Here is a 12,554-nt window from a genome sequence, read left to right on the forward strand (position 1 = left end):
CACGCCAACACACCGCCAGCCCAGAGTTTTTCAATGCAGATTTACCTGCCAATCGCCGAGGTTTCCGTAAACGCGTTTCTGCTGTTGGGACTTGGGGGGATCGTGGGTGTTCTGTCGGGCATGTTCGGCGTGGGCGGCGGATTTCTGATGACGCCTTTGCTGTTCTTCATCGGCATCCCCCCTGCCGTGGCGGTGGCCACTGAAGCCAACCAGATCGTCGCCAGTTCGTTTTCGGGCGTGTTGGCGCATCTGAAGCGCAAGACGGTGGATCTGCGGATGGGGGTGGTGCTGCTGATCGGCGGCCTGATCGGGGCTGCCTTGGGCGTGCAACTGTTCAATACTCTAAAGGCCATCGGACAGGTCGATCTGCTGGTCAAGCTGTCCTATGTCGTCTTTCTTGGCATCATCGGGTCGCTGATGTTCGTCGAAAGCCTGCGGGCGCTGATGAAGACACGCGGTGGCACCGTGGTGCCGACACGGCGCAAGCATACCTGGGTCCACAACCTGCCCTTCAAGATGAAGTTCCGCACGTCGGGGCTCTATATCTCGGTCATTCCGCCCATTTTGGTGGGGGTGCTGGTTGGTATTCTGGCCGCCATCATGGGTGTGGGTGGCGGGTTTATCATGGTGCCCGCGATGATCTATCTGCTGGGGATGCCCACCAAGGTGGTCGTCGGGACCTCGCTGTTCCAGATCATCTTCGTGACCGCCTTCACCACGCTTCTGCATGCCACGACCAACTTCACCGTCGATATGGGCCTGGCGGTTCTTTTGCTGATCGGTGGGGTCGTGGGGGCGCAGATCGGTGCGCGTATCGGTGTGAAACTGAAGGCCGAGCAATTGCGCGTTCTTTTGGCGCTGATGGTGCTGGTGGTCTGTGGCAAGCTGGCGTTGGACCTGTTGATCCAGCCCGCCGAGCTTTATGAAATCGGCGCGAAGGGAGGGAACTAGTGCTGCGACTGATCGCCCTTCTGACCTTGGTCCTGTGTGCCGCCCTGCCCGCGCAGGCCGAAAAGGTGGTCGCCGGGCTGAGCCAGAACCGGGTTTCGATCACCGCAACATTTGTGGGATCCGAGATCCTGATCTTTGGCGCGGTCAAACGCGACGCACCCCCGCCCAGCGACAGCCCGCTTCAGGTGATTGTCGTGGTGGAAGGTCCGGCGCATCCTGTGACGGTGCGCAAGAAGGATCGGCGCTTCGGCATCTGGATCAATACAGACGCGATCGAACTGGCTGCTGCGCCCAGTTTCTATGCGGTTGCGACCTCGGCCCCATTGACGGAAACCCTGTCGATTCTGGACGACCTGAAACACGTGATCTCGCTTGAGCGGTCGATCCGCATCAGCGACAACCCTTTCACCAACGAAGACCCGCGTGATTTCACCCGTGCCCTGATCCGTATCCGCGAGAAATCGGGGCTCTACAAGTTGATGGAAAACAGCGTGACCTTGCAGGAAGAGACGCTGTTTGACACACGCATCGCCCTGCCATCCAACCTGACCGAAGGCGATTATCGCACACGGATCTATCTGACCCGCGAAGGCAGCGTGGCATCCCAGTATGAAACGGTCATCAACGTGCAGAAGGTCGGGCTGGAACGCTGGATCTTCAACCTCGCCCATGAACAGCCGCTGGTCTATGGCATCCTGTCCCTGGTGATCGCGATTGCCGCCGGATGGGGGGCATCGGCCCTGTTCCGCGTGATCCTGCGCACCTGAACCGACCGGGTCAGGCCGCGCCTTCCTCTGGCGCGGCCAGGGTCAATTCAACAGGTTTTGCGGCTAGGTCACGGGTCGACAACGCGGCTTCGGGCCGAGCCATGGCATAGCGTTTGACCCAATGCAGACGAGTCTCGGCCCGCGTGATCGCGACATAGGCCAGACGTTTCCAAAGGGGCAACCCGGCTTCGGTGCGCCCAGCGCGCGACGCGGCCCAGATGTCAGGCGCGAACACCTGCACTTCAGGCCATTGAGACCCTTGCGCCTTGTGTATGGTCACCGCCGCGCCGTGCAGGAAAGCCGCGCCCATATGGGCGGCATAGGGGATGAACGGCTCTTCCTCGTCCGGCCTTTCAATCTTGATGATCGAGGCGGCGGACAGTTGCGGATCCTCTGCCCCCAACACGTGCAGCCGCGAAAACCCGGGGCGTTTGCCGGGGCCCAGATAGATACACTGCGCGCCCTTGATCAGGCCACGGGCCTCAAGATCAATGCGTTTCTTGCGATGCTTCAACGGCAGCTCGATCCCGTCACAGATCAACGGCTCGCCCGGCATCAACTCGTGTTCGGGCGCACCAAACGCCCCCCGGAACGCCGTGATCAGACGCACCCGCGTCACATTGCGCCAGACCAGAACCGGGGACCGCGCCATCAGGTCTGCATTCACCCGAGGTGCGACCACCACGCGATCGTCCTTCTGCGCGGCCTCGTCGATCATGCGTTCGAAGGATGCGAAATCGAGCGTGTCGTCCGCCAGGGCATGGGCGAGGTCCAGAATGGGGTTATCCTGTTCCTGCCGGTGAATGCGATGCAACACCATCTTGCGATTATCGCCCAAACGATCGAACACCATCTCGCCCGATTGCCCCACGGGGGCCAGCTGCGCGGGGTCGCCAAACAGGACCAGCGTCGGAAAGATCTCGCGCAAGTCATTGAATTGCTTTTCATCCAGCATCGAGCTTTCGTCGACGAACCCGATGTCCAACGGATCGTCGCGCCGCTTCCAGCCGGTGATGAAATCCGACCCCCGCAACCCCGCCGCTGCCAAGGCACCGGGAATGGATTTCTGCGCCTGATAGAAGGCGTGCGCCCGGTCCAGCGCGGCATCGGTCAGCCCTTCGATGGCCGGGCGCTCTCCGTTGCCAGCGAGCCATTCGGCGATCTTTTCGTATTCCGGGTCATAGACAGGGGTGTACAGAATGCGGTGGATCGTGGTCGCGGGGACGCCACGGTTGCGCAACACACTGGCGGCCTTGTTGGTCGGGGCCAGAATGGCCAGGGTCCGGCGATCCTTGCGCCGCTTGCCTTCCCAGTCGCCGGACACGACCTCGACCCCGGCGTCTTCCAACGCGCGATAGAGTTCGGCCAGCAACATGGTCTTGCCGGATCCCGCCTTGCCGACGACCGCCATCACCTGTGACGTGCCGTCGGACAATGGCGTCAGCAGCGCATCATCCAAATCGACGCCCGCTCCGCGCAGCATCTCGGCCACGCGGTCATGGGCATCGGCCTGGTCATCAGAAAAGGTCAGGTGCGCGCCAGTTGTCATGGCGCGACCCTACCCTGCGCTCTGATGCGGCGCCAGCGTCTATGGCGCCGATCAGTCTGATAATCACTTATGCACTTGCCGAAATCGCGCCGGGTGTCGCAACCCGCTGGCCAAGACCCAGCGAATAGCGCAGCCAGTTCTTGCTGGTTTCGCGATCCACGCCGACACGTTCAAGTGTGGGCGCAAAAGCGGCCTCGTTCATCGACCAAAGGCCGACACCGATACGGTCCTTGCCTTCACCCGCGGTTCCGATGACCTCGGGCTCAAGCCCCATCAGGCGATAGATGCGTTCCATCCGCGGATCGAACACGCCGACATAGTGGCGCAGTTTGAAGGCGGCCATCAACTCGCCCGCACCAAGCGCCAGGGCGGCCGAGGCCCGACGGTCTGCACCAGGGGCAAGGCAAAAGCGAGTGCATTCCCAGATCAGCGGGCTTTCGATATGCACCCCATCCGTCAGATGGTCGAAATGGTCGTTGACCATAGTCTGCCCCACCGTAGGTAGAAAGCGCATCGAGCCGCCATGGCGACCATCGGCCTGTTCCCAGATCACGTAAAGAGGGTTCATGTCGTCATATTCGTCCCGCTCGTGGCCTGCATCGTCAACGTGGACGTCCCAGCCCAACCGACGGGAAAACTGTTCCGCACGATCGCGAAACATGGTGTCTGCAAGCAGAGGGAAGTTGTTCAAATCATTACCATAGAGATAGCGCAGCATCGGTTTGGCTCCTTTGTCCGATAAGTTAGCCAAATGATGGTCGCCTCATGGTTAAAATAAGGCAAATATCTTAAGTGTTTTAGATGTATTTTATACGATGATGATTCCCGTCGACAACGCGCGCGCTACCGCATGGGTTGTATTCATCGCACCGAGTTTGTGACGCGCCGATTCGATATACACCCTTAAAGTGTGCTCGGAAATGTTCATTTCCGCCGCTGATTGCGCGCGGTTCATCCCCTTTGCCAAACAGGTCATCGCGGTCAGTTCACGCGGCGACAATGTCGGGGATTGCACATCCTGCCCCCATTTTTCAAACTCCAGCGCCTTTTTGTTCAGCTCATGCGAAATGATCATCAGATCGCGTGTGTGTTCATCAACGAAGGTTTCCCATGCGTCATCTTCGGCGGTCGCATTCATGGTAAAAAGCGCGAATTGGCCATTGGGGCCTCGGATCGGAATCGTGAAGCCCTGGTTGCCCAGACCATGGTCCATCGCATCCTGAAACATCTCGCGTGCCGCCTTTGACGACCAGTCCAGAGACTTCCAGATTACCGGCGTAAACCTTTGAAAACACCCGAAAATTACCGGATCAATTCGCAGATAGTCTTTTTCCAGATACCGGTCGACCCATTCGGCGCTATAGGTGCCCGCCCCGAAGCGTTCACCGACGGAATTCACCCAGTGATACACCGTGTGCAAAACGTCATAATGATCCCGCAGAGCCTCGGTGACGGCTTGCAAGTCTTCAAGCGAGTTCGCCGCCTGCAACGTAGAGACAAGGTCTTCCAACCGGTTTTTCATAGTCGCGCGCGTTCTCCGTCTCTTGACGTGAGGCGGAGGCGATTTCTGTCATGGCAATTAGTCGCGCGTCATCCAGCTGGTCAGCCGTGACGTTCAAACCATTTTTCACCGCGTAAGCCTTCAGGTCAGTAAGAACATCAATGATCCATTCATCAGACATGTAAAGCCTCGATCTCTCCAGTTGGGTAAACAACCTTCGCATGTGTTTTCACACCCCGGTATTCCCCCATTTGACCTCCCCATAAATGGGGAGGGCATTTCGCGTAACATATTGATCTTTTGATTCACCGACCAAGTGGTCGGTTTTTCGTCAAAGTGATTCGCGCGCGTTTCAGGTGAAGTGTCTCAAATCGCGACAAAAAAAGCCCCCCACCCCAAAGGGGCAGAGGGCCGGTTTTTAGCGAGCGTCCAGCTTATTTCGGGCCAGCCTCAAGCGCGTCTTCGAACGTGCGCAGACCGGTCTTTGGCGCCTGAACCAGCACGGCCATGTTGCCGGGCTTGTGTTCATTTCGCAACATCTTCAAATGCGCATCCGGGATCTCGGCCCAGGGGAACACTTCGGACATGCAGGGGTCGATTCGACGTTCAACCATCATCCGGTTGGCCGATGCCGCCTGCTTCAGATGCGCAAAGTGGCTGCCCTGGATCCGTTTCTGATGCATCCAAAGGTAACGCACATCAAAGGTGCAGTTGAACCCGGTGGTGCCGGCACAGATCACGACCATTCCGCCTTTTTTGCAGACGAAGGTCGACACCGGGAACGTGGCTTCACCGGGATGCTCGAACACCATGTCCACATTGTTGCCCTTGCCAGTGATGTCCCAAATGGCCTTGCCAAACTTGCGCACCTCTTTGAACCACGCGGCATATTCGGGCGAGTTCACTTTCGGCAGTTGCCCCCAGCAGTCAAAGTCCTTGCGGTTGATCACGCCTTTCGCGCCAAGAGACATGACAAACTCGCGCTTGTCTTCTTCCGAGATCACCCCGATGGCATTCGCTCCGGCGGCATTGATCAGCTGGATCGCAAAGGACCCCAGACCGCCCGATGCCCCCCAGACCAGCACGTTCTGGCCCGGCTTCAGCTCGTGTGGGGCGTGGCCGAACAGCATCCGGTAGGCCGTGGCCAACGTCAGCGTGTAGCACGCACTCTCTTCCCATGTCAGGTGGCGCGGGCGCGGCAGAAGCTGCTGTGCCTGCACCTTTGTGAACTGAGCGAATGACCCGTCGGGGGTTTCATAGCCCCAGATCCGCTGGCTGGGCGAAAACATCGGATCGCCGCCATTGCATTCCTCGTCATCGCCGTCATCCTGGTTGCAGTGGATGACCACCTCGTCGCCCACTTTCCAGGTCTTCACCTTGTCGCCCACCGCCCAGACGATGCCCGACGCGTCAGAACCCGCGATGTGATAATCCGCGCCATGTACGTCGAACATGCTGATCGGAACGCCGAGGCCTGCCCAGATGCCGTTGTAGTTCACGCCCGCGGCCATCACCAGAACCAGCACTTCGTGGCTGTCCAGCTTGGGGGTGTCTACGACCTCGACCTGCATGGCCTTGTCCGGTTCACCCTGGCGTTCGCGCCGGATGGCCCAGGCGTACATCTGTTTCGGCACGTGGCCCATCGGGGGCATTTCACCGATTTCGTACAGGTCCTTTTTCGGGGCATCGTAATCAGCGATGCTGGGTTGTGTATCCAAAGCCATCGGGGCCTCCTTCTGTTGCGCGTTGTCCGATTCTGTTGCCGCAATGCAGAAATGCGGCTGCTAGTGCAGCATTACGTGCCACCCCGCAAGATTGCAACAACAATCGGTCATTTTTTGTAATTTTATGTCGCGCCAGAATTTCGAAGCGCCCGCATCAATCAGGCAATACAGCCGCATCCGCAACCTCGGCCGGACTGAGGTCCGAGATCTGGACCGTCGTGATCTGATCCGACAGATGGGCGATGGAGTTGGCATAGAAGGACAGGATCAGGCGGTCAGGCTTGTTCACGTAATATGTGGCCTGTGCACCCTCACCCGCTTCGGTGACCAGCTTGCGCAGGGTCAGAAGTCGTATCCCGACCTCGGCGGCATAGCGCATGTCGCTGCGCGGCAAATGCACATGTGCTCCATTCGCTTCCATGTCCGATACCAGCGAGGCAAAGCGGGCTTCAATGTCGGCGCGGGTAATGCCGTCCTGTGCCAGCAGGATCGCCGCCACAACGGGCACAGGCAGAACCGGAACCACATCGCGAATACGCGACATCAGTTCGTGGCCGAGATCTTCCAACGAATCGTCGGCCACATGGCCTTCAAGATAGTCGTTCAACGACAAGGGCGTGCCAAAGGACACGCTGGCATACCCGAAACGGTGGAATTTTCCCGTCAGCCGCTGCCACAGGTGGCGCCCGATGTGACGGGCAACATATTTGAAGCGCAACCCGAAACGCCGGTTGCCCATGATGTCAGCCTTGACCAGCACCCGGTCTTCCAGCACCCGGTCATAGTTCATGGCGACCGGCACAAAGACCACGTTGCGGTTCACCGCCGGGTCGAAATCCTGCACCAGATAGCTGAGCAACCCCAGTTTCGGCTCGCCCACCGTTCCGTTCAGGCTCAACCCGCCTTCGGGGAACATCGCCTGTGTCACGCCACCATCCGTTGCCAGACGCACATAGCGCGACAGAACTTTTCGATACAGCGCGTTGCGGCTTTTGCGGCGGATGAAATAAGCCCCCATGGACCGGATCAACATGCGCAACGGCCAGACGCGCGCCCATTCTCCGACCGCATAGGACAGATGCGATCGTTCCGCCGCCAGCCACGTGACCAGCACGTAATCCATGTTCGACCGGTGGTTCATCACAAAGACGATGGTCGATTCCGGGTCGATCTCTTTCAAGCGGGCTTCATCAAATGCGCCAAGGCGAACGCGATAGAACGACCGGCTGAGGAGCTTGGCCACCCCGATCCCGAACCCGAAATAGGCAGTCGCTGAAAACCGCGGCACAATCTCGCGCGCATAGCGTTGCGCGGTTTCAAAGGCCACCTGTTCCGGCACGCCGGATTTGCGCGCGTGTTCGGAAATCGCCTTTGCCACTTCGGGGTCATAAGACAGTCGCTGCACCATGTCATAGCGACGCGCCAGCTTGAACGGCTCGATGGGACGTTCCAACTTTTGGTTCAGCCGCTCGACCGCGCGTTCCAGACGTTTGCGAAAAAACCAGCGGACAGAAGGAAACAGGAAATGAGACGCGAACGTCACCGTCGCAAAAGCCAGAATCAGGACAAGAAGCCAAAGGGGCAATTCAATGGAGCGCGTCATGGCGATACGTTTTCAGGAAAAGACAACAAGGTAAAGACGCCGTGTGATGGTCAAAATGCCTCCATTCGACGGATAATTTGACCCGCCCGAAGCCGGGAAACCCGCGAAACCGGCCTGGTCGGCAGCGCCACGCACGTCGCGTAATTTTCTTCCCGTGAATTTCGCCCTTGCGTAATAATCTTTCGTCTGCGAAAAATGCTGCAGCGCAACAAAACGATGAGTCTCTGTCATGTCCAGCCAAAACCCGACCCGCCCCTGGCTCTTTCGCACCTATGCCGGTCATTCGACGGCGAAAGCCTCGAACGCGCTGTATCGGACAAACCTGTCCAAGGGGCAAACGGGTCTGTCCGTGGCCTTCGATTTGCCGACACAGACGGGCTATGACAGCGATCACAAACTGTCGCGCGGCGAAGTGGGGAAGGTGGGCGTGCCACTGGGCCACCTGGGCGACATGCGCACCCTGTTTGCCGATATTCCATTGGAACAGATGAACACCTCGATGACCATCAATGCGACAGCGCCGTGGTTGCTTGCGCTTTATATCGCGGCCGCCGAGGAACAGGGTGCCGACATTTCCAAGCTGCAAGGCACGGTGCAGAACGACATCATCAAGGAATACCTGTCGCGCGGCACCTATGTCTGCCCGCCAGAGCCATCCCTGCGCATGATCACCGACGTCGCCGCCTATACCCGCGAGCATCTGCCCAAGTGGAACCCGATGAACGTGTGCTCCTATCATTTGCAAGAGGCCGGCGCGACGCCCGAGGAAGAACTGGCCTTCGCGCTGGCCACCGCCATTGCCGTGCTGGACGACTTGAAGGACAAAGTCCCGGCAGATGCCTTCCCCGCCATGGTCGGGCGCATCAGTTTCTTCGTGAACGCTGGCATCCGGTTCGTGACCGAAATGTGCAAGATGCGCGCCTTTGTCGAGCTGTGGGATGAAATCACCCGCGAGCGTTATGGCGTCGAAGACCCAAAATTCCGCCGCTTCCGCTATGGCGTTCAGGTGAACAGCCTTGGCCTGACCGAGCAGCAGCCGGAAAACAACGTCTATCGCATCCTGATCGAGATGCTGGCGGTCACTCTATCGAAAAACGCCCGCGCCCGCGCGGTGCAGCTTCCCGCCTGGAACGAGGCTCTTGGCCTGCCGCGTCCCTGGGATCAGCAATGGTCGCTGAGGATGCAGCAGATTCTGGCGTATGAAACCGATCTTCTGGAATATGACGACCTGTTTGACGAAAACCCCGCCGTAGAGCGCAAAGTGGCCGAGTTGAAAGACGGCGCGCGTGCCGAACTGGCCCAGATCGACGGGATGGGCGGCGCCGTGGCGGCCATTGAATACATGAAATCGCGACTGGTGGAATCGAACGCCCGGCGGATCAACAAGATCGAAGCGGGCGAGACAACAGTTGTCGGCGTGAACCGCTGGACCGAAGCGGCCGAAAGCCCGCTGACCGCCGGGGATGGTGCGATCATGGTGGCTGACAAACAGGCCGAAGCAGATCAGATCGCACGCCTTGAACAATGGCGCGCCGATCGCGACGCGGCTGCGGTGCAACAGGCGCTGGAAAACCTGCGCGCCGCCGCCAGATCCGGTGACAATATCATGCCGCCGTCAATCTCGGCGGCGAAAGCGGGTGTGACAACGGGCGAATGGGGCGAGGTCATGCGCCAGACTTTTGGCCAGTATCGCGCGCCCACCGGCGTGTCGAAAAACCCGTCCAACCGCACCGAAGGGCTGGACGAGATCCGCGCCCGCGTCGATGCCGTGTCCGATGCCCTTGGCCGTCGCCTGACCTTTCTGGTGGGCAAGCCCGGTCTGGACGGCCATTCCAACGGGGCCGAACAAATCGCCGCCCGCGCGCGCGATTGCGGCATGGACATCACCTATGAAGGCATCCGCCTGACGCCCGAAGAACTGGTGGCCTCCGCGCTGGACACCAAGGCGCATGTGGTCGGCTTGTCGATCCTGTCGGGCAGCCACATCCCGCTGCTTGAGGAACTGATCGAGCGGATGCGCGACGCTGGACTGGGCCATATCCCAGTGGTCGCGGGCGGGATCATTCCGGACGAGGACGCCGAACGCCTGCGCGCGATGGGGGTTGCGAAGGTCTATACGCCCAAGGATTTCGAACTGAACACGATCATGGAAGACATCGTGACGCTGGTCGCGCCAAACTCTGTGGCGGCCGAGTAACGGTCAGTCGTCCAGCCCGGTCAGCTTCTCGATCAATTGATCGTAAGTATAGCTTTGCGCGATCCGGCCCATGTCGCCTTCGCGAAACCGGGCGTCCATCGGCAAACAACCGATGCCACAGATCTGGCTTGCCACCATATCGGTCGTGTCGATGTACCATAGCCGCCCGCCGGGCGTGGCAACCCACCCGTCAACACCTTCCATCTCGTCGGTTTCCATGTCGTCACCTGACGGCACCTCGTTGGCGTACCGGGTCGAAAATGCACCATGGGTGTGATAAGATGCGATCACTGTGACCAACTCGGTCGGATCGCGGGACATGCAGTTGCCCTTTCCCCCGCGCATGGCCTTGGACGCGACCAGCCTGCCAGACTTGTCATAGCCGATATAGCCGCAATACTCGCGATCTGCCCGGATCGAGATCGGCTGGAGCTTTGCAAACACCTTCTTCACCAAGGCAAGTTCGCCCGGCTCTTGCGCCCAGGCAGGAAGTGGGAGGATAAAGAGAGCCAAGAACAGCGCGCGCATCTGAGATTCCGGTTTCATATGCGTGACTTTATCCACAGGAGACAGCTATGACCATCCACATCGGTGCCGCACCCGGCCAGATCGCAGAAACCGTCCTGATGCCGGGCGACCCCTATCGTGCCCGCTGGGCGGCGGAAAACTTCCTGGACGGCGCGGAACTGGTCAACGAGGTGCGCGGCATGCTGGGTTTTACCGGCACCTACAAGGGCAACCGCGTCACCATCCAGGGGTCGGGCATGGGGATGCCCAGCCTGTCGATCTATGCCAACGAACTGATCCGTGATTACGGTGCCAAGACCCTGATCCGTGTGGGATCCATCGGGGGGATGCAGCCGCAGGTGAAGGTGCGGGACGTGATCATCGCGATGACCTGCACAACGGTCGGCACCCCGTCGAACACCATTTTCCGCGAGCTGAATTATTCGCCCTGTGCCGATTATGGGCTGCTGGAAGCCGCCGTGGCCGCCACCCGCAATCGCGGGGTCGGGCTGCATGTGGGCGGGATCTACAGCTCGGACACGTTCTATGACGAACGCCCCGATCTGACCGAACAGATGACCCGCCACGGCATTCTGGGGGTCGAGATGGAGGCAGCCGAGCTCTACACCCTCGCCGCCCGCCACGGTGTGCGGGCGCTTGGGATCATGACCGTGTCCGATCACCTGCAAACCGGCGAGGCCCTGCCATCCGACCAACGCGAAAAGACCTTCGGCGACATGATCGAGATCGCGCTGGAAGCGGCTTTCGCCTGAGCCTTGATCAAACCCCATGCGACCGGTCATAGCCGTTCACCGGCGGCTGTGACCAATCCTTCAACGCGCGCTTGGCCGGAGCGAACACCTCAACCAACAGCGGGTAACAGGCGGCGGTGTCCGAGCTGTGCTCGGACGAGCAATCGCCCCCGGGGCAGGCGCTGAGCGCGCCCAGGAGGTCGATCTCGGCAAAGAACTCCAGATAATCGCCGGGGCGCACCGGGCTCGCCTTCATGAAATATTGCCCCGTGTCACGGGTGAAGCCGGTGCACATGAAGACATTCAGAACATCATGGATATGCGGTTCTGCATCACCTGTGGGGCAGTCCAGATAATCTGCCAGTGCACGAGTCAGGTTGGAATGGCAGCAATGGTGATATTGCCCACCTGCCAGCAGGTTGTGGGTGTAGGGGTCGCAGCGTGTGCCGATCACGTCATGCACAGAGCCGCCGAATTCATCGAATCCATACCAATCCAACGTGTCGTCAGTGATCGTTGCGATGGGGCGCAAGAAGGGGTGACTTGACCAAATCCGATCTGAAACGGACAAATGCGTACCGTGCAACGCCCTGGTCTTGCCTGAATAGAACCTTTCGGCCAGATCATGCGGATTCCACAGATTCAAATCACCGACCTGCGGCCCCTCGACCGAGGTGATCCGAAAAAAGTGGCCTGCCGGCACCTGAAACACCTTGGCATCGCGCGGTGGCACCATGATTTCGGCCGTTTTTTCGACGCTGCCACGTGCCGCTTGATAAAGCGCCATATCCGGCACCGGCAGGCCGTCGGTCGGATAGCAGATGACCGGCGCGCCAGCGCGCCGATCAGCAGCGTCCGGTGGCGGCGTGTGGGTGGGAGCTTTCGGCTTCATCGCGGATCACCTCGCATTTCATTCATTTGACCACGGTCCGATTGCGCGCCCAAGACCGCAACCGGCCAAGCCCTGATTGACAACCCCCGGTCAGATTGCCATCTGATACGC

The 12,554-nt window shown here is 59.6% G+C and carries 13 protein-coding genes; 4 read left to right on the top strand and 9 right to left on the bottom strand.

From position 1 onward, the window contains the following. Positions 1-33 precede the first annotated feature (33 nt). Both MUY21_RS02980 and MUY21_RS02985 read left to right on the top strand, forming a co-directional pair. Positions 34-951, top strand: a complete 918-nt coding sequence (locus tag MUY21_RS02980) for a sulfite exporter TauE/SafE family protein (protein WP_248408895.1) — start codon at positions 34-36, stop codon at positions 949-951. Next, positions 951-1,718, top strand: coding sequence for a TIGR02186 family protein (locus MUY21_RS02985; RefSeq protein ID WP_248408896.1), 768 nt, complete (start codon positions 951-953; stop codon positions 1,716-1,718). Before MUY21_RS02980 ends, MUY21_RS02985 begins: the two co-directional genes overlap by 1 nt. A gap of 10 nt (positions 1,719-1,728) precedes the next feature. Here MUY21_RS02985 and MUY21_RS02990 read toward each other — a convergent pair whose 3' ends face one another. The 7 genes from MUY21_RS02990 to MUY21_RS03020 all read right to left on the bottom strand — a co-directional run bounded on the left by MUY21_RS02990 (position 1,729) and on the right by MUY21_RS03020 (position 8,326). Beyond that, positions 1,729-3,267 (bottom strand): AAA family ATPase, encoded by a 1,539-nt coding sequence (locus tag MUY21_RS02990; RefSeq protein ID WP_248408897.1) that lies wholly within the window; start codon positions 3,265-3,267, stop codon positions 1,729-1,731. A gap of 67 nt (positions 3,268-3,334) precedes the next feature. Further along, entirely contained in the window at positions 3,335-3,985 is a 651-nt protein-coding gene (locus MUY21_RS02995; RefSeq protein ID WP_248408898.1) for an acyl-homoserine-lactone synthase, read from the bottom strand. Between the two features lie 90 nt (positions 3,986-4,075). Beyond that, the gene (locus MUY21_RS03000) at positions 4,076-4,789 is read right to left on the bottom strand and encodes a LuxR family transcriptional regulator (protein ID WP_248408899.1); all 714 of its coding nucleotides are present in this window, start codon (positions 4,787-4,789) and stop codon (positions 4,076-4,078) included. Continuing rightward, positions 4,734-4,949, bottom strand: coding sequence for a hypothetical protein (locus MUY21_RS03005; RefSeq protein ID WP_191286372.1), 216 nt, complete (start codon positions 4,947-4,949; stop codon positions 4,734-4,736). Before MUY21_RS03005 ends, MUY21_RS03000 begins: the two co-directional genes overlap by 56 nt. A 253-nt stretch (positions 4,950-5,202) precedes the next feature. Then, on the bottom strand, positions 5,203-6,492 hold the full coding sequence (ccrA, locus tag MUY21_RS03010; RefSeq protein ID WP_248408900.1) for a crotonyl-CoA carboxylase/reductase: 1,290 nt from the start codon (positions 6,490-6,492) through the stop codon (positions 5,203-5,205). Positions 6,493-6,646: 154 nt separating this feature from the next. Continuing rightward, the gene (locus tag MUY21_RS03015) at positions 6,647-8,095 is read right to left on the bottom strand and encodes a 1-acyl-sn-glycerol-3-phosphate acyltransferase (RefSeq protein ID WP_248408901.1); all 1,449 of its coding nucleotides are present in this window, start codon (positions 8,093-8,095) and stop codon (positions 6,647-6,649) included. A 12-nt stretch (positions 8,096-8,107) separates the two neighbouring features. After that, on the bottom strand, positions 8,108-8,326 hold the full coding sequence (locus MUY21_RS03020) for a hypothetical protein (protein ID WP_248408902.1): 219 nt from the start codon (positions 8,324-8,326) through the stop codon (positions 8,108-8,110). On the opposite strand from MUY21_RS03020, the gene MUY21_RS03025 reads away from it, so the two are divergent. Continuing rightward, entirely contained in the window at positions 8,325-10,292 is a 1,968-nt protein-coding gene (locus MUY21_RS03025) for a protein meaA (protein ID WP_248408903.1), read from the top strand. The genes MUY21_RS03020 and MUY21_RS03025 overlap by 2 nt on opposite strands. Before the next feature lie 3 nt (positions 10,293-10,295). Here MUY21_RS03025 and MUY21_RS03030 read toward each other — a convergent pair whose 3' ends face one another. Continuing rightward, positions 10,296-10,838 (bottom strand): DUF4329 domain-containing protein, encoded by a 543-nt coding sequence (locus tag MUY21_RS03030; RefSeq protein WP_248408904.1) that lies wholly within the window; start codon positions 10,836-10,838, stop codon positions 10,296-10,298. A gap of 29 nt (positions 10,839-10,867) precedes the next feature. On the opposite strand from MUY21_RS03030, the gene deoD reads away from it, so the two are divergent. Further along, positions 10,868-11,572, top strand: a complete 705-nt coding sequence (deoD, locus tag MUY21_RS03035; RefSeq protein WP_248408905.1) for a purine-nucleoside phosphorylase — start codon at positions 10,868-10,870, stop codon at positions 11,570-11,572. Positions 11,573-11,579: 7 nt separating this feature from the next. Here the strand turns inward: deoD and MUY21_RS03040 are convergent, their stop codons facing one another. Continuing rightward, positions 11,580-12,443 carry a DUF1989 domain-containing protein gene (locus MUY21_RS03040; protein WP_248408906.1) on the bottom strand — a complete coding sequence of 288 codons (864 nt, stop codon included), beginning with the start codon at positions 12,441-12,443 and terminating at the stop codon, positions 11,580-11,582. Positions 12,444-12,554 lie beyond the last annotated feature (111 nt).

The organism is Aliiroseovarius sp. S2029, from assembly GCF_023195575.1.
In the GTDB taxonomy this organism is placed as follows: domain Bacteria; phylum Pseudomonadota; class Alphaproteobacteria; order Rhodobacterales; family Rhodobacteraceae; genus Aliiroseovarius; species Aliiroseovarius zhejiangensis.